At 65.7% G+C, this 16,185-nt stretch carries 16 protein-coding genes; 8 read left to right on the top strand and 8 right to left on the bottom strand.

The window, feature by feature from the left end:
• Positions 1-44: 44 nt before the first annotated feature.
• From NXY83_RS17525 to NXY83_RS17515, 3 genes are all read left to right on the top strand, one after another.
• Positions 45-1,583 (top strand): purine-cytosine permease family protein, encoded by a 1,539-nt coding sequence (locus tag NXY83_RS17525; protein ID WP_258803484.1) that lies wholly within the window; start codon positions 45-47, stop codon positions 1,581-1,583.
• Positions 1,584-1,651: 68 nt separating this feature from the next.
• Positions 1,652-2,599: a polysaccharide deacetylase family protein gene (locus NXY83_RS17520; RefSeq protein WP_258803483.1), complete on the top strand. Its 948-nt coding sequence runs from the start codon at positions 1,652-1,654 to the stop codon at positions 2,597-2,599.
• Positions 2,600-2,762: 163 nt separating this feature from the next.
• Positions 2,763-2,999, top strand: coding sequence for a hypothetical protein (locus tag NXY83_RS17515; protein WP_258803482.1), 237 nt, complete (start codon positions 2,763-2,765; stop codon positions 2,997-2,999).
• Positions 3,000-3,002: 3 nt separating this feature from the next.
• Here the strand turns inward: NXY83_RS17515 and map are convergent, their stop codons facing one another.
• Positions 3,003-3,785: a type I methionyl aminopeptidase gene (gene map, locus NXY83_RS17510; protein ID WP_258803481.1), complete on the bottom strand. Its 783-nt coding sequence runs from the start codon at positions 3,783-3,785 to the stop codon at positions 3,003-3,005.
• Positions 3,786-3,848: 63 nt separating this feature from the next.
• Between map and NXY83_RS17505 the strand changes: the two genes are divergently transcribed.
• Positions 3,849-4,151: a helix-turn-helix domain-containing protein gene (locus NXY83_RS17505; RefSeq protein WP_258803480.1), complete on the top strand. Its 303-nt coding sequence runs from the start codon at positions 3,849-3,851 to the stop codon at positions 4,149-4,151.
• A 76-nt stretch (positions 4,152-4,227) separates the two neighbouring features.
• Here NXY83_RS17505 and NXY83_RS17500 read toward each other — a convergent pair whose 3' ends face one another.
• Both NXY83_RS17500 and NXY83_RS17495 read right to left on the bottom strand, forming a co-directional pair.
• Positions 4,228-4,557: a hypothetical protein gene (locus NXY83_RS17500; protein ID WP_258803479.1), complete on the bottom strand. Its 330-nt coding sequence runs from the start codon at positions 4,555-4,557 to the stop codon at positions 4,228-4,230.
• A gap of 289 nt (positions 4,558-4,846) precedes the next feature.
• On the bottom strand, positions 4,847-5,272 hold the full coding sequence (locus NXY83_RS17495) for a universal stress protein (RefSeq protein WP_258803477.1): 426 nt from the start codon (positions 5,270-5,272) through the stop codon (positions 4,847-4,849).
• A gap of 280 nt (positions 5,273-5,552) precedes the next feature.
• On the opposite strand from NXY83_RS17495, the gene NXY83_RS17490 reads away from it, so the two are divergent.
• The 4 genes from NXY83_RS17490 to NXY83_RS17475 all read left to right on the top strand — a co-directional run bounded on the left by NXY83_RS17490 (position 5,553) and on the right by NXY83_RS17475 (position 10,192).
• The gene (locus tag NXY83_RS17490) at positions 5,553-6,911 is read left to right on the top strand and encodes an MFS transporter (RefSeq protein WP_258803476.1); all 1,359 of its coding nucleotides are present in this window, start codon (positions 5,553-5,555) and stop codon (positions 6,909-6,911) included.
• A 115-nt stretch (positions 6,912-7,026) separates the two neighbouring features.
• A complete protein-coding gene (locus NXY83_RS17485; RefSeq protein ID WP_258803475.1) occupies positions 7,027-7,845 on the top strand; it encodes an oxygenase MpaB family protein in 819 nt (272 codons plus the stop codon).
• A 98-nt stretch (positions 7,846-7,943) separates the two neighbouring features.
• Complete coding sequence (locus NXY83_RS17480; protein ID WP_258803473.1) at positions 7,944-8,966, top strand: DUF808 domain-containing protein; 1,023 nt, start codon at positions 7,944-7,946, stop codon at positions 8,964-8,966.
• An 83-nt stretch (positions 8,967-9,049) separates the two neighbouring features.
• The gene (locus NXY83_RS17475) at positions 9,050-10,192 is read left to right on the top strand and encodes a PQQ-dependent sugar dehydrogenase (RefSeq protein WP_258803472.1); all 1,143 of its coding nucleotides are present in this window, start codon (positions 9,050-9,052) and stop codon (positions 10,190-10,192) included.
• Between the two features lie 267 nt (positions 10,193-10,459).
• Here NXY83_RS17475 and NXY83_RS20940 read toward each other — a convergent pair whose 3' ends face one another.
• From NXY83_RS20940 to NXY83_RS17450, 5 genes are all read right to left on the bottom strand, one after another.
• Positions 10,460-10,597, bottom strand: coding sequence for a GntR family transcriptional regulator (locus NXY83_RS20940; RefSeq protein WP_309484093.1), 138 nt, complete (start codon positions 10,595-10,597; stop codon positions 10,460-10,462).
• A gap of 57 nt (positions 10,598-10,654) precedes the next feature.
• Positions 10,655-12,430 carry an acetyl/propionyl/methylcrotonyl-CoA carboxylase subunit alpha gene (locus NXY83_RS17465; RefSeq protein ID WP_258803471.1) on the bottom strand — a complete coding sequence of 592 codons (1,776 nt, stop codon included), beginning with the start codon at positions 12,428-12,430 and terminating at the stop codon, positions 10,655-10,657.
• An 11-nt stretch (positions 12,431-12,441) separates the two neighbouring features.
• Entirely contained in the window at positions 12,442-14,070 is a 1,629-nt protein-coding gene (locus tag NXY83_RS17460) for an urea amidolyase family protein (protein ID WP_258803469.1), read from the bottom strand.
• Complete coding sequence (locus NXY83_RS17455; RefSeq protein WP_258803468.1) at positions 14,067-14,267, bottom strand: hypothetical protein; 201 nt, start codon at positions 14,265-14,267, stop codon at positions 14,067-14,069. The genes NXY83_RS17460 and NXY83_RS17455 overlap by 4 nt, the downstream gene beginning before the upstream one ends.
• A 493-nt stretch (positions 14,268-14,760) precedes the next feature.
• A complete protein-coding gene (locus NXY83_RS17450) occupies positions 14,761-16,083 on the bottom strand; it encodes an ISL3 family transposase (RefSeq protein ID WP_425327178.1) in 1,323 nt (440 codons plus the stop codon).
• Positions 16,084-16,185: the final 102 nt, after the last annotated feature.

Raw genomic sequence — 16,185 nt, 5'->3', positions numbered from 1 at the left:
CCACATAACCTTGGAGTACTCAATCACCTCATTGGAGGCTCCCCATGCAAGAAAAGCTTTCTTCAGCAACGCAAAGGCGCGCTGCTGCCGCAGGAAACCAGGGCGTACAAGAGCACAGCACTGAAGACCACGAAGCCTGGCTGCAGCCCATCCCCGAGTCAGCGCGGACCCGCAAGGTCTCCGGCCAGTTCTGGATCTGGGCGGGTGCCAACCTGGCGCCCATCAACTGGGTGCTGGGTGCACTCGGCATCCACCTCGGACTCGGGTTCGCCGACACGGTAACCGTCCTGGTCCTTGGCAACCTGATCGGCATGCTCCTGTTCGGCTGCTTCGTCCTCCTCGGCCAAAAGACCGGCGCCACCGGCATGGTCCTGGCCCGGGCCGCGTTCGGCAGGCGCGGAAACTACCTGCCGGCCGCCATCCAGGCGCTCCTGGTCATCGGCTGGTGCGCGGTCAACACCTGGATCATCCTGGACCTGGTGATGGCGCTCTTCGGAACCCTCGGCTGGGTGGACCCGGAAGCGCAGAACTATGCCTGGAAGATCGGCGTGGCCACGGCCATCATGGCAGCCCAGGTTGCCATCGCCTGGTTCGGCTACAAAGCCATCGCCGCCTTTGAAAAGTGGACGGTGCCGCCCACCATCATCATCCTGGCCGTCATGTCCGCCGTCGCCTGGTTCGGCATGGAGATCAACTGGACCTACGCCGGCCCCGCCGGCAACATCCTGGAAGGCTCCGAGCGCATCGCCGCAATGAGCGCCGTCATGACAGCCATCGGCATCGGCTGGGGCATCACCTGGTTCACCTACGCCGCCGACTACTCCCGTTTTGTCAGCACCGAAGTGCCCAAGCGCAAGGTCTACCTCGCCTCCGTCCTGGGGCAGTTCATCCCCGTGGTCTGGCTCGGAGTGCTGGGCGCCAGCCTGGCCACGAACAGCGGCGAGGTGGATCCCGGCAAGCTCATTGTGCAGAACTTCGGCGTCCTGGCGCTGCCGGTGCTCCTCATGGTGCTCCACGGACCCATCGCCACCAACATCCTGAACATCTACACCTTCTCGGTGGCCACGCAGGCCCTGGACATCTCCATCAGCCGCCGCAAGCTGAACCTGTTCGTCGGCGTCTTCTCGCTCATCGCCGTCGTCTTCTTCATCTTCCAGGAGGACTTCGCGGCGGTCCTGGATGCCTGGCTCATCGGCCTGGTGGCCTGGGTTGCCGCCTGGGGCGGGGTCATGCTGGTGCACTACTTCTGGCTGGAGAAGCGCTGGCCGGGCGATCCCGAGCGGCTGTTCGACGACGTCGGAACGCACCGGCTCCCCGGCATCAACTGGGCGGGCGTCACCTCCCTCCTGGCCGGCATCTTCGCCACCTGGCTGTTTATGTACGGCCTCGTCCCCGCCATGCAGGGCCCCATCGCCGTGGCCCTGGGCGGCTGGGACCTGTCCTGGCTCGCAGGCGGCCTGACCAGCGCCGGCGTCTACGCAGTCCTCGGCCCACGGGCCCACGTCCGGTACCTCGGCCTGAAGAATACCGTTGTTCCCAAGCCCGAGAGCGCCGGCAGCACCACCGTGATCCCGGTCCCCTGACCGGCCCCTTCACTTACACACCACTGCTATCCCGGGCGGGTGCCCTGCGCCCGCCGAAAGGATCTATCGTGAACCAGCCCGCCATCGCGGACCTCCTGCACCCGATCACCTGGCCCGACGGCGTCAAAGCCGCCGCGTCCTTCACCTTCGATGTGGACGCCGAGTCCTGCACCATTGCCCACGATCCCGCCAGCACCCGCCGGATGTCGCTGATGAGCCACCAGTCCTACGGACCCAAAGTCGCGGTGCCGCGGCTCCTGAAGATCCTGGAGCGGCAGGACATTCTGGCCACCTTCTTCATCCCTGGATTCACTGCGGAATCCTACCCGGACGTGGTGCGGCGGATCGTGGACGGCGGGCATGAGGTGGCGCACCACGGCTACCTGCACGAACCGATGCAGGGGGTCGATGCCACCACCGAGGCCGGCTACATCGACCGCGGCCTGGAGGCACTGGCAAAGGTGGCCGGTATCCGCCCCGTCGGCTACCGCGCCCCGTGGTGGGAGCTGAACTGGCACTCGCCCGGCCTGCTGGCAGACCGCGGGTTCCTCTACGATTCGAGCCTGCTCGACGGCGACGCCCCCTACCGCTTTGCCGTCGCCCACAATGATCCACGGGACATCGTGGAGATTCCCGTGGACTGGGCCCTGGACGACTGGGAGCAGTACGCGTTCTACCCCGGCGTGACGGGCAGCGGCGTCATCGAAAGCCCGGCCAAGGTGCTGGAGATGTGGACGCTCGAAGCCGAGGCACACCACTCCCAGGGCAGCTGCTTCGTCCTGACCAACCACCCGTTCATCTCCGGCCGGCCGTCCAAGGCGGTAGCCCTGGAGCAGCTGATCGAGCGGGTAAAGGCCATGGACGGCATGTGGGTGACCACCATGGACAAGATCGCCGAACACACCAAGGCAACCGTCAGCGAAATCCACACCCACGCCCGGATCGAGGTGCCCGCCTTCCCGGGTGCCGGCGCAAAGTTCGAGCCGGCCCTGGTGCGGGACGGCGTGCTGAACTAGGAGCCGTGCTGAACCAGGAGCCGTGCTGAACCAGGAGCCGTGCTGAACCAGGAGCCGTGCTGAACCAGGGAAATAGGCAAACGGACGACGGCGGGAGGTCCCGCCGTCGTCCGTTTTGCCTCGGGTTATTGACCCGTTCGGCGAACCACCGCGACGATGGGGTATGACTGAGTCAGATGAAACCCCAGATGTCCCCTTCGACGACAGCGTAGAAGGGGCCTCCCACACTGAGACTCCCGAAAGCATCGCGGAAGAGATCCGCGACGAGATCCGCCTGGGCCATGTCCAGGACGATGTAAGCCATGTTCTCGAGGAACGTTTCGAGGAGGAGGGCATCGACATGCGTCCTGAAGAGGTGGATGAACTCGCTGAGGAAATCGAGCGGGACGTGTCCACCTGAGCCTTAGGGGTGCGGCTGCGTCGGCAGGGTGAGGATTTCTGCGCCGTCCTTGGTGATGGCGATCGTGTGCTCACTGTGTGCTGTCCGGCAGCCTGTCGCGCTGCGGAGCGTCCACCCGTCCGCGTCGGTAATGAGTTCGGCGGTGTCGGCCATGACCCACGGCTCCAGTGCAAGCAGCAGCCCCGGGCGCAGTTTGTATCCCCGGCCCGGCCGCCCGGTGTTCGGAATGTGCGGGTCCTGGTGCATGGTCGACCCGATGCCGTGCCCGCCGAACTGCGTGTTGACCGGGTAGCCCGCCTCGCTGAGGACCGAGCCGATTGCATGGGAGATGTCGCCGATCCGGGCCCCTGGTCCGGCAGCGGCGATCCCTGCCTTCAAGGCACGTTCGGTCGCGCTGATCATCGCGACGCTTTCCTGGGGTTTTGACTCGCCAACAATGAAGCTGATCGCAGAGTCCGCAGCGACTCCGCCAAGGGAGACGGCGATGTCCAGCGTCAGCAGGTCGCCGTCAGCCAGCGCGTAATCGTGGGGGAGTCCGTGGAGCACGCCGTCGTTGACCGACGTGCAGATGTAATGGCCGAACGGCCCCCGCCCGAACGACGGCTCGTAATCCACGTAGCAGGACTCCGCTCCGGCCTCGGCGATCATGGCCTGGGCCCACTGGTCGATGTCCAGGAGGTTCGTGCCTACTGCGGTGCGGTTTTTCAGGCTCTGCAGGATGTTACCCACCAGGGCGCCTGTTTCCTTTGCCCGGGCAAGCTCGGTGGGGTTCAGGATCTCGATCATGCGGCTCCCTCCTCAAGCATCCAATAACTATACCGGCCATATTATCCCGGTAAGATCGGACTTATGGTCAGATTGCCGCTTACACCCGAAGAAGTCGAGCGCGGGCAGCGTCTTGGCGCCCTGCTGCGCCGCGCCAGGGGAGGACGCTCCATGCTCGACGTCGCCCTGGATGCGCGTGTCTCGCCGGAAACCCTTCGCAAGATCGAGACGGGCCGCGTGGCGACCCCCGCCTTCCCCACCATCGCTGCGCTCGCCGACGTCCTCGGGCTCTCCCTGGACGCGGTGTGGGCCGAAATCCACCAGCCTGAACGCGGTGCCGGACCTGCCCGCCCTGGGCGCAAGGCAGGCGAGCGGCTGGCCTCGTGAGATTGGATTCCGCCGCTAGTCCGTTTCCGGCCCCTCGCAGAAGTGGCAGCCGTCTTCACAGGTGTCCTGGGCGGGGCTAAAGGTTGTCAATGGAAGCTCCTGCTGCAGGGCGGGGGATTCGTTTCTTCATGACTGCTGCTTCGATCTGCCGGGCGGTCAGGCGCCTATGGCGCGCCGGCCGCTTGGAATTGCGTGTCACAAGTCCAGCCGAAACTCCGCCCGCGCCCACCGTGAGCAAGGCCAGCCCGGCTGCCAGGCCGGGCATGGCGGTGGCGGAGGCAGCGAGCGCAATGCCGGCCACTACAAGCAGGAGCATTGCTGGGAAGTAGATGCGGAACATGCCGGCCTTTCGGGGAAAAGTGGTCTGCGTCTCAGTATCCAGCGTCCCGGCGATAAGGAACAGCAATGCTTTCCGTACAGTACAAGTCACAAATACTGGCGGATAAAAGGGTGTCAAAGAGGATGCCTGCATAGTATTCAAGCGGTACGAGGTGCGGGTCCGAAACGGCAGGGAACAACCTGGGTTAGTGCGCTGGCCGTGTTGGGCGCATGGCTCCCCGGAGTAATACCAATGATCCAGGTGGCCCGCGCCTCTGCCTCTGGACGGGCCGCAGGCCCGCGTCACGTCCCAGGGCTTAAAAGACGAGCGGCCGACGGCGGGAGGTCCCGGCGCCGGCCGCTCGCTGGCTTAGCTGCTAGTCGTCGTACGTGTTGGCGATGTACACATCGCAAGGGGCGTTGTGCGCCACGCTGTTGGCGACGCTGCCGAGGAGCCGGCCGATGCCGCGCATCCTGCGGTTGCCCACCACGATCAGCCGGGCATCCAGGCGCATGGCTTCCTTGATCAGGGCATCAGCTGGTTTGCCGCGGGCGGCCGAGTGGGTTATTTCCAGTCCCTGTCCCGATGAATTGGCCAGCAACTTCGCGACAATCTCGGCGCTGTCGGCATTCGAGATCCTCACCTGGTCCGATCCGACACCGTAAGTCTCGGCGCGCTCGGTTTCGAAGGCGGTCACAACGTGAAGCGAAGCTCCCAGGGATTCCGCGAGGCCCCGTGCGGTTTCCGCCGCCTTCCTTGCCGACTCGCTGCCGTCCACTCCTACAACGACTACTCCGCCCATCATTTGCTCCTCTGCTCTAGTCCGTGGCTTAGTCCCCAGTGGCCAGTCTAGGGAACTTCGGCCCGAACTCCCGTGATGTTCCGGATGGCCGCGGGTTGGGCTTCCGGAGGCTTTGACGTGATGGACGGCACTGTCTATACTTTTATGAAACGATTCAAAGGGCGGTGTGTGTCCTTTCCCGCGACGTAGCCAGGCAGCTCCGCCGGCGGGCCGCAGTCAATATGACGATCCGGAACGGGACACCTCCACTCCTTGCCAACGACGACGAAGGAATCAGCCCATGAGCATTACGACTACCGGGAATGCCCAACCCGGCCTCAAAGCAGGCATCGGAGGCAGGGATCCGAAGAAAGCCGCCATGAGCGGCTGGATCGGCGGCGCGCTCGAGTACTACGACTTCGCCTTGTACGGCCTGGCCGCGACGCTCGTCTTCCCCGCCATCTTCTTCCCGTCCGAAAACCCCACAGTCGCGATCATCGCGTCGCTGGCGACGTATGCGGTGGGTTACGTCTCCCGTCCCGTCGGCGCTATTGTCCTGGGTGCATACGGTGACAGGCACGGGCGCAAGAACGTGCTTGTCCTGGCGATGCTGCTTATGGGCTTTGCAACTTTCGCCGTAGGGCTCCTGCCCACATACGGGCAGGTCGGTATCCTCGCCCCCGTCCTTCTGGTGATCCTCCGCCTCATCCAGGGGTTTGCGGTGGCAGGCGAACTCGGCGGCGCCAGCGCCATGATCGTGGAGCACTCACCTGACGCCCGGCGCGGCTTCTTCGCAAGCTTCAGCCTTCAGGGCACGCAGGTGGGATCCATCCTGGCCACCGGCGTCCTGCTTCCGCTGGCGGCCCTTCTCCCCGCCGACCAATTCCAGAGCTGGGGTTGGCGCGTTCCGTTCCTGCTCAGCGCCTTCGTGATCCTTGCCGGATACATCATCCGCCGTCGGGTCCAGGAGCCGCCGGCCTACCTGGCACAGTCGGAAACCGGTACAGCGAAGCGCCGGTTCCCGATCCTCGACCTCCTGCGCACGCACCCGCGCGTCATGATCCTTTGCGTCATCATGACGTTCACCAATGTGGTGGGCATGGCCACCCTCATTTTTGGCGTCTCCTATGCAACCCAGGAGGGCTACGGCATCGGCTTCTCCAGCAGCGAGTTCCTGTGGGTAACCCTCGTGGCGAACCTGGCTGCAGTAGCGACGATCCCGGTGTTCGGCGCCCTGTCCGACCGGATTGGCCGGCGAACGCTGATGGTGGCCGGCGGAATCGGCGGCGGCCTCATGTCCGGGGGCTACTTGTGGGCCATCGACCAGAAGAGCCTGTTCCTGGTCTTTGTCTTTGTCGTGATCGTGCAGGGAATCTTCTTCCAGATGTGGAACGCAACCTTTGCCACGTTCTTCCAGGAGCAGTTCCCCATGCGGATCCGTGTGACCGGATTCGCGGTGTCGCAGAACGTCGGCCTCATGATCGCGTCATTCTTCCCGAGCATCTTCACAGCGGTAGCTCCTCCAGGGTCTGCAAACGTTCCGGTGGTGATCGGGCTGATCACGTTCGGGATTTGCGTCGTGGCGGCGGTGGCTACCTTCCTGTCCTCCGACACGAAGGGCAAGTCACTGGAAGACCTCGAAGTACACAAGGCCGGATAGCGACCAGCCGGCCGCGCCTCCCTGATGGGCAGGCGCGGCCGGCTGCGTGTTAAGCAGCGGACTGACGGGGCCGCCGCCGTCGTCCGTTCTTTGGCACCTCCGGTACCCTGTTGAGATGGCACGAGGAATGGGCGACTTTGGTGCGGAAGGCATCCTGCTGGCAGGGGCGGGACGGGCCATTCTGCTGCAGCTTGCCGACCCCGCAGTGGGCCACGGCGTCGCGGAGCACAGCACGTTCGTAGGCCGTCCGGTCAACAGGCTGAAGGGCACCCTCACTTACGTGTACGCCGTAACCTACGGGACGGACGAACAGGTCAAAGAGGTCCAGCGTCGGGTGAACCGGGCGCATGGCCCAGTCCACCGGGACGACAACGGGACCTCCAAGGGGTACAACGCCTACAACCCCGAACTGCAGCTGTGGGTGACAGCAACGCTCTACGACACGGCCCTAACCATCATCGAGAAAATCTACGGCCCGCTCGACGACGAGTCCGCTGACACCATGTACCGCGACTACGCCAGGCTCGGGACCGCCCTGCAGCTCCCGGCGGACATGTGGCCGGCGGACCGGGCAGCGTTCAGGCGCTACTGGAACAAGCGCATCTCCAACCTGCGGGCGGAAGGCGCCGGGGTGCGCGTGGGCCGCGGCCTGTTGTTCCCAAAGCACACGGCGATCTGGTACCGCGCCATCATGCCGTCCGCCCGGTTCCTCACCGCCGGCCTCCTTCCCGATCAGCTCCGGAAGGACTTTGGCCTCCCGTGGAGCGACCGCCACGAGCGCCGTTTCGACCGCACCATGCGGATCCTGGCCGTGGCCTACCCCAGGCTCCCGCGGCGGATCCGGCACTGGTTCAAGGATTACTGCCTGAACAGCCTGGATACCGACCTTCGCAGGAACCGCCAGCCCGCCCAGGAGCAGGGAGTCAGTCAGTAGTTCCACCCGCCACCGTATAATCTGAGCATGCCGATTACGCGCCTCAACCGAGGCTTCCACGCCCAGCAGTCCGTCCCCGAGCAGCGCGGGAGCGGTCTGTGAGCGGCGGTCTCGTCGCCCTGCTGGACGACGTCGCAGCCCTGGCCCGCATAGCGGCCGCTTCGGTGGACGACGTCGCTGCCGGCGCCGCCAAGGCGGGCGCAAAGGCCGCCGGCGTGGTGATCGACGACGCCGCCGTTACCCCGCAGTACATGTCCGGCGCGGACCCGTCCCGCGAACTGCCGATGATCAAGAAGATCTTCTGGGGCTCGCTGCGGAACAAGCTGTTGATCATCCTCCCGGCACTGCTGCTCATCAGCGCCTTCATCCCGGGGGTCATCCCGTTCATCCTCATGCTGGGCGGCACCTACCTCTGCTACGAGGGCGCCGAGAAGGTCTGGCACAAGCTCCGCGGCCACCACGCGGAGGAAAAGGCGCCGGCGGTCGAGCGGGGTCCGGAGGCGGAGGCCAAGGTCATCAAGGGCGCCATCACCACCGACTTCATCCTGTCCTGCGAGATCATGGTCATCTCGATGAACGAGGTGGCCGGCGATTCCATCTGGTCCCGGGCTGTCATCCTGGTCGTGGTGGCTCTCGTGATCACGGTGGCCGTGTATGGCGCCGTCGCACTCATCGTCAAGATGGACGACATCGGCCTGCACCTGACCACCAAGAACTCCGCGCGCTCCCAGCGCTTCGGCGAACTGCTCGTCAAGGGGATGCCCGCCGTCCTGGCCGGGATCACCTTTATCGGGACCATCGCCATGCTGTGGGTTGGCGGCCACATCATGCTGCAGGGAGCATACGACCTCGGCTGGCACGCGCCCTATGACCTGGTCCATGTCCTCGAGAAACCCTTCGCCGGGATCGCAGTGGTGGGCGGCCTCCTGGCCTGGCTGGTGAACACCCTGTGCTCGGCCATCCTCGGACTCGCCTGGGGCCTCCTCATCATGGCTATCGTGGGCCCGCTGCTCAAAGCGCTGCCGATCGGCAAAAAGAAGGGCGGGCACGAAGAAGGCGACATCCGCGCCGAACTTGCCGGCTACCGGCCGGGGAAACATGACGGGGATTCCGCTTCCTAGCTCATTACCCGTTGGGGGAAGGCAAGGCGATGATGATCCGTCCGGGAAAGCCTCCATTGAGGAAGTGGGTGATGGAGAAGCGCATGCGCCGTTGGATTCAAACAGCGGTTGCCGCCGGCACGTGCACCCTGCTCGCAGCGTGCACGGCACCGGCTCCACCGTCCACTTCCACGTTCCCTGCGCCGGCGTCCTCGGCTCCGGTTACTTCCGCCCCGGCCACTTCCGGCCCGGCCGGTGAGCCCACCCGGACAGGCCCTGCCACCATCGCCGGCACCCCGCAGCCTGTTGCAACGGACCTTGCCGCCCCATGGTCCATAGTGTTCCGGGACGGAACTCCCCTGGTCAGCGAGCGGAACAGCGCGCGCATTCTCGAACTCGCGCCGAATGGCTCCTCTCGTCCTATCGGAACCGTTGAGGGCGTGGATGACCGGGGAGAGGCAGGCCTGCTGGGCCTCGCGGTGGGCAGCGGCGGTGACCTGTACGTTTATTCGACGGCGTCGGACGGCAACCGGGTCCAGAGGTTCCCCGTGACCGGCACGCCAGGATCCCTGTCCCTTGGACAGCCCGACACCCTCCTTGACCGGATCCCGGCAGCGAACATCCACGACGGCGGCCGGATCGCCTTTGGGCCGGACGGCATGCTGTACGTGACGACCGGCGATGCGGGCCAGCGCAACAGCGCCCAGGACCCGGACTCCCTCGGCGGCAAAATCCTGCGCATGACTCCCGACGGCGGCGTCCCGGCAGACAACCCCTTCCCGGGCTCCTTCGTCTACAGCTACGGGCACCGGAATCCCCAGGGCCTGGCATGGACTGACGACGGAACCCTCTTCGCCACCGAATTCGGGCAAAACACCTGGGACGAGCTGAACGTCATCACGCCCGGCGCCAACTACGGCTGGCCCACGGTGGAGGGGATTGCGGGCAGGGAAGGTCTCGTGGATCCCGTGCAGCAATGGCAACCCGGAGCGGCAAGTCCCAGCGGAATGGCCCATGCAGGCGGGACGCTGTTCATCGCCAACCTCCGGGGACAGGTTTTGCTGTCAGTACCCGTCTCTGACCCCTCAACGTCCACGGAGCATTACAGGCGCGAGTACGGCCGGATCCGTGACGTGGCACTGTCGCCGGACGGTCAGCTGTGGTTCATGACCAACAACACCGACGGCCGTGGTGATCCGCGGCCCGGGGATGACCGGATCCTCGCAGTCCCCCTTACGGAGGGATGACCCGACAGTGTTGACGCATCAGGAGGCGTCGCCGCTGAGGTGCTTCAGCAACTCTCTCACCAGGAGCGATTCGTTGCGGGAGCTGATGGAGCGGGTGCTCGCCGAGATGCGGCTCGTCTTCCAATAGCCTCCAGCGCGTCAAGATCCTCGGCTGAGGCTCCGACCACAGCACGGCTGAGGGCTCGATCGTCCTTCGGATCCGGTAGATCTCGCGCACCTCTTCGACCCCGGGGGACGCCACGAAAACCTCCCGGTTCGGGATCCGGGTCACAATCGATCCCCGGTGAGCGTGGTGAACGCCTGCCGCAGGGTGTTCCGCGAAACACCGAGCGCCGCCGACAGCAACTGCTCCGACAGCTTCGACCCCGGCATCAGCTGGCCCGCCGCGATCCGCGCCCGCAGCACGGACGCAATCCACGCCGTGCGCGTGCTTAGCCGGCCCTGCTTCGTCCAATGCTGTATTCATGGCCTGCGATGCCAGCCAACGGGACTGACCACGTCGCCGAGGACCTCGCCGCGTGCGACGGCGGCGCCCGGGGTTTGGTTGCCCCGGCGAAAAGCGCCGGCTGACGATGCGGACACGACTGTTTCCATCTTCATCGCCTCCAGCACTGCGACGGGCTGGTTAGCGGCCACCTGGGCGCCGTCTTCGGCCAGCCATTTCACCAGGTTCCCACCCATCGGGGCGGTGATCCTGCCATCTGCTGCAGCGCGGTCGGCTTCCGTATCCCCGCCGGAAGCCGGTATGACGGCAGCACTCCCGCCGTTCATGAGCGCCGCGAATACTTGGGCGGGCAGCCCGAGTTGGACGGCCTTGCCGTCCAACTCCACGGTGAGGGTCTCCCGTCGCGCGACGGGACCGGTGAGCCCGCTCTCAAGCGAGACGGCGAGGCGTTCGGCGAACTCGGACTCGATCCAGGTGGTGTGGACACGGAGCCGGTCGGGCTGGGTGAAGTCCGAATCCCGTACGACCGCACGGTGGAATGGGACGACAGTGGGCACGCCCTCGACCCGGAGTTCGTCCAGGGCGATGCGTGCGCGGCGCAGTGCCTGCGCCCGGTCCTCGCCGTGCACGATCAGTTTGGCCATGAGGGAGTCATACTCGGCCGGGATGGTTGACCCGGATCGGACACCCGTATCGACTCGGATTCCCGCCCCGGTGGGTGCCTCGAAGACGTCGACCGGCCCCGGAGAGGGCAGGAACCCGCGGCCCGCGTCTTCGGCGTTGATGCGGAACTCGATGGCGTGGCCGTGGGGAACCGGGTCTTCCGTGACGGACAGGGGCAGTCCGGCGGCGATGCGAAACTGCTCGCGTACCAGGTCGAGGCCGGACGTTTCCTCGGTCACCGGGTGCTCGACCTGCAGGCGTGTATTAACCTCAAGGAAGGAAATGACCCCGTCGGGTGCCACGAGGTATTCGACCGTGCCCGCACCGGCGTAACCGGCCTCGCGGCAGATTGCCCGGGCCGATTCATGGATGAGGTGGCGCTGCTCATCGGTCAGGAACGGTGCGGGAGCCTCCTCGACAAGCTTCTGGTTGCGCCGCTGCAGCGAACAGTCGCGCGTTCCGGCGACGACGACGTTCCCGTGGATATCCGCCAGCACCTGCGCCTCAACATGCCGGGGGCGGTCCAGGAAGCGCTCCACAAAACACTCGCCCCGCCCAAACGCAAGGGTCGCCTCGCGTACCGCGGAGTCGAAGGCGTCGTCGATGTCCTCAAAGCGGTAGGCAATTTTGAGCCCCCGGCCGCCACCACCGAAGGCGGCCTTGATGGCGACCGGGACGCCGTACTGCTGGGCGAAGGCGCGGACCTCCTCGGCGTCGGCCACCGGACCGTCTGACCCGGGAACCAGGGGAGCGCCCGCGCGGACTGCGATCCCGCGGGCTGTGACCTTGTTCCCCAGACTGCGGATGGCCTCTGGCGAAGGACCGATCCAGGTGAGACCGGCGTCGAGCACCGCCTGGGCAAAAGCCGCGTTCTCGGACAGGAAGCCGTAGCCTGGGTGCACTGCGTCGGCGCCGGCGCGGGCAGCGACGTTGAGCAGCTTGTCTGTGTTCAGGTAGGTATCAGAGCTGGCGGAACCACTTAGGGTATACGCCTCGTCGCTGAGGCGCACGTGCAGCGCATCGGCGTCGGGATCCGAGTACACCGCCACGGATACCAACCCAGAGTCAGCGCAGGCGCGCACAATTCGAACGGCAATCTCGCCGCGGTTGGCAATCAGGACCTTCTTCATGGCTGGTTCCTTCACCATCTTTGGGTAGCGGCCGGCTGGAACGTTTCAGGATCCACCTCGACGAAACGGATGGCGATACCCGGGGGAAGCTGCGCGGCGGCCGGAAGGTCTTCGGGTACGACGACGCCGATCACCGGGTACCCGCCGGTTACCGGATGGTCGGCCAGGAACAGGACGGGAAGCCCCGACGGCGGCACCTGCAGCGAGCCTGCCACCACGCCTTCGCTGGGCAGTTCCTCGGACCGTGCCCGTTCCAGGGGCTGGCCGCCGTCGCCGGTTGCGAGCCGGACGCCGATGCGGTTGGAATCGGCGGTGACGGTCCAGGCCTGTTCTGTGAGCGCTGCGCGGGATTCAGGCGCGAACCAGTCCTGGCGCGGGCCGGCGGTAATCCGGAGGACAGCTGTTCCGTCGCCTTGCAGGACGGCCGGAGGCAGCGTGGAAGGTTCTGCGGCGCCGACTACCCGTCCATGCTCCACCTCCTGGACGCGCAGTATGGTGCCCCGCTCGAGGATGGCGGGGCCGATGCCGGACATCAGGTCGGTTGCGCGGCTGCCGAGCACTGGGTCAACATCAATCCCGCCGCGGACCGCGAGGTAGGTGCGCTGTCCGGCGTAGGGCAGGTCGAGGTGGAGGCTTTCGCCGTCGTGCAGGGCAAAGGGCGCGCACATCGGGGCGGGGCGATTGCCGCGCGGTCCTTCGATGAGCGCCGGCGCCGCCGCACCTGTGAGGGCGCCGGTTAGTTCACCACGGGCCCGGACGGACAGCCCCCCAAGGACGGTTTCGATGACGGCGTCTCCCGGCTCATTGCCGACCAAGCGGTTCGCCTGGCGGGCGCTCGTGGTGTCGGCCGCGCCGGACGCGGAGACGCCGAGGTCGCCGAGCCCGGGCCGCCCGAGGTCCTGGATCAGTGACTGCGGTCCCGGCGTGACAATTTCAAGTGACGGGCCCGCTGCGGCGTCCGGTGAAACGGCACTGTCACCGCGTTGTTCGTTGAGCTCGATCAGCTCGCGCACGGGCACGTACTGCACTGTCATTCCGGGGCGGAGGAGGGCAGGCTGCTCACGCCCGAGGTCCCACATGCGCGCGGCCGTGCGGCCGATCAGTTGCCAGCCGCCAGGGGATCGCCGCGGATAGACGGCAGAGAAGTTGCCGGCCAGCGCGACCGATCCGGCGGGCACCGCGGTGCGTGGGCTGGTGCGGCGGGGCACATTGAGCACCTCGTTTTCGCCCACCAGGTAGGCAAACCCCGGCGCGAAGCCCCCAAAAGCCGCCGTCCATAGCTGCCCGCTGTGGGCTTCGACCACGCCTTCGACGCCCAAACCCGTAAGTCGGCCTACTTCGGCCAGGTCCTCGCCGTCGTACACCACCTCAATCCGGACTGGATCGCCGGAGACCAGCCGGCCTTTGGACGGCGTGGCCTCCAGGGTTGCGAGGGCGGTGCGGGCCGCACGGGCATTCGTGCGGGAGTCGAAGACGGCCAGGATGGTCCGGGCAGCTGCTATCACCTCGACCTGCCCGGTCAGCGGGTGATCCACCAGTTGGGCGTGCAGGGTGAGGACGGCGTCGAGCGACTCCACCTCGATGAGCAGGGCGCGGGGCCCGGCCCATCGGACGTCGTCACGAGGGATACCAGGGCTCACACGAAGCTCCGGATGCCGACGCCGGCAGCGTCCAGTTCACGGCGGACCGCTGCGGACATCACTACCGCACCTTCGGTGGCGGGACGGGCCATGTTAGCGGCGACGGCGTCCTCATCGTGAAGGACTGCGCCGACGTCGCTGTTGAGGTCGATGAACGCCATAGTGATCTCGTCTCGTTTAGGTGTCCCCTTCAGCATGAATGAGATTCAAGGATTGTTCGACAATGTATGCGGGTTTGTTTCCACACGCCGACTCGAACCAGCAGCGGCGGCGTGCTGGTGTTGTCCAACTGCGGAAACCTGCCCTGTCCGGGGCTCGGCCTAAAACGGGTAAAGGCTCAAAGCCACTTGCGGTCAAGTTCCTGTTTTCTCAAGATTCGCACAATAAGTAACGTCGCTTGATAAAAGCTCTTCCCTCGATCGTGTGCCGGTCCCTAATGTGGGTTTCTCCAAGCTCGTCCAGGGGGAACAATGAAAAAACCAGAAGCACAGACAGGGGAAGCCGGGCGGAAGGATTTCCAGGAGCCCGCCGGTCCGGAATCACCTGAGGCGGGCCAGCGCTCACCTGCTGAGTGGATGAGCGACTCGACACTGCTGCTTCGACAACCCGTGCAATTCAGGCGTGCAGACTGGCCATGAGCTAGTCCCTGCTCGTTATGAGAGGACGGCAGGGTTTCCCGGGTCTTCGCATTTAGGCATGGTTCGTCTGTTTGATTCGGTAGGGTCGGTGGCCGCCGGCGGCAAGTAGGCATCTGAGTCTGTAGTTGGGGAAATTACGGAACCCACGGGCGATACGGCGGGTGGTTTCGATGACGCCGTTGATTGCTTCTGTGGGGCCGTTGGAGGCGCCGCGGGTGTCGAAGTAGGCCAGGATCGCGGCCTTCCATTGTTTGAGTGTCCTGCCGAGCCGGGCGACTTCCGGGATCGGACAGGACGGGAACGATGCGATGACCTCGTTGACGAGCCCCCTGCCGCGTTCCGGGCGGGAGTGGTAGATGTTCCGTAGCTTCTGATAGCACTGCCAGGCCAGGGTGACTTCGTGGCCGTGGTCCCCGGCGGTGAGTTTCGCATCGAGCCTGGCGGCCTGCTTCTCGGTCAGATGTTCCGCGCCGGTCTGCAGAGTCCGCCGGATACCGTAGAGCGGATCTCCCTTGCGGCCCCGGTGGCCCAGGGTCTCCTGCTGGACCCTGCGGCGGACCTCGTCGACCATGGCCGATCCCAGTTTCACGACGTGGAAGGCGTCCAGGACGGTGATCGCTTCGGGCAGCTCGTCGCGGATGGCGTTGGCGTAGCCGCGGAACGGGTCCAGCGCCGCGGTCTTGATGCCGGCGGTGAATTCCTCGCCGCGGTCTTTAAGCCAGTCGGCGTAGGCCTTCCCGGACCGGCCCGGGACGAGGTCCAGCAACCGGGCATGAACTCGACCGTGGGCGTCACGGGTGTGGTCCACGATCCCGGTGACCATGCCGGACCCCGGCGGACCTGTGTGGGACCAGACATGTTCGTCAACACCAAGCGCGTTCACCCCGGACAGCCGCTCGGTGATAGCGATGCGCCGTGTGGCTTCTGTCCTGATGGCGTCCCACGCTGTATGCCACGAAACGCCGAGCTGATGGGCCAGGGCAGAGACAGACGTATCGAAACGCTGCAGCCCATCGGTTGCCCATCTGGCGGCCCTGGCCGTGAGCTTCGCCCTAGGTCCGGCCAACTGATGCTCCTCGGTGAACGTCGTTCGCGGACAGTCATTGTCGGGGCATCGCCAGACGCGCTTGGCCCATAGCAGCTGCACTGGCCGGCCGAAACACGGAATGTCATGGAGGCGGACCTGGCGGCGGCCGTGCCCCACAGCGACGACGCCGCAGTCAGGGCACCCGGTGAGGTCCTCGCCGGTCTCGACGTGCAGAAGCAAGCCCGTCACGGTTGCAGTGACGGCACTGATGTGGACGCCCTCGACATCGAGCAAGGCATCTGCCCGCATGCACCAGCGCCCGCCGGAACAAGACATAGAGTTATTCATGTAAGGGTCTCTTTGTGTATTGGTTTGCTTGGTCGCTACCAATTCAAAGAGGCCCTGACCTCATTCCCCCTGCACCACGCCGCAGCCAACGTACGAGCGCCA

It is taken from the genome of Pseudarthrobacter sp. NS4, from assembly GCF_024758005.1.
Classification (GTDB): domain Bacteria; phylum Actinomycetota; class Actinomycetes; order Actinomycetales; family Micrococcaceae; genus Arthrobacter.
Note: the sequence above shows the minus strand (reverse complement) of the source record. Positions and strands in the feature narration are given on the sequence as shown.

Excerpts from the sequence above, each read along its gene's own strand:
- NXY83_RS17525 (WP_258803484.1), top strand. The coding sequence starts at position 45 with ATGCAAGAAAAGCTTTCTTCAGCAACGCAAAGGCGCGCTGCTGCCGCA.
- NXY83_RS17465 (WP_258803471.1), bottom strand. The coding sequence starts at position 12,430 with ATGAAGAAGGTCCTGATTGCCAACCGCGGCGAGATTGCCGTTCGAATT.
- NXY83_RS17475 (WP_258803472.1), top strand. The coding sequence starts at position 9,050 with ATGCGCCGTTGGATTCAAACAGCGGTTGCCGCCGGCACGTGCACCCTG.
- map (WP_258803481.1), bottom strand. The coding sequence starts at position 3,785 with ATGATCGAGATCCTGAACCCCACCGAGCTTGCCCGGGCAAAGGAAACA.
- NXY83_RS17450 (WP_425327178.1), bottom strand. The coding sequence starts at position 16,083 with ATGAATAACTCTATGTCTTGTTCCGGCGGGCGCTGGTGCATGCGGGCA.
- NXY83_RS17485 (WP_258803475.1), top strand. The coding sequence starts at position 7,027 with ATGGCACGAGGAATGGGCGACTTTGGTGCGGAAGGCATCCTGCTGGCA.
- NXY83_RS17455 (WP_258803468.1), bottom strand. The coding sequence starts at position 14,267 with ATGCTGAAGGGGACACCTAAACGAGACGAGATCACTATGGCGTTCATC.
- NXY83_RS17505 (WP_258803480.1), top strand. The coding sequence starts at position 3,849 with ATGGTCAGATTGCCGCTTACACCCGAAGAAGTCGAGCGCGGGCAGCGT.
- NXY83_RS17515 (WP_258803482.1), top strand. The coding sequence starts at position 2,763 with ATGACTGAGTCAGATGAAACCCCAGATGTCCCCTTCGACGACAGCGTA.
- NXY83_RS17490 (WP_258803476.1), top strand. The coding sequence starts at position 5,553 with ATGAGCATTACGACTACCGGGAATGCCCAACCCGGCCTCAAAGCAGGC.
- NXY83_RS17495 (WP_258803477.1), bottom strand. The coding sequence starts at position 5,272 with ATGGGCGGAGTAGTCGTTGTAGGAGTGGACGGCAGCGAGTCGGCAAGG.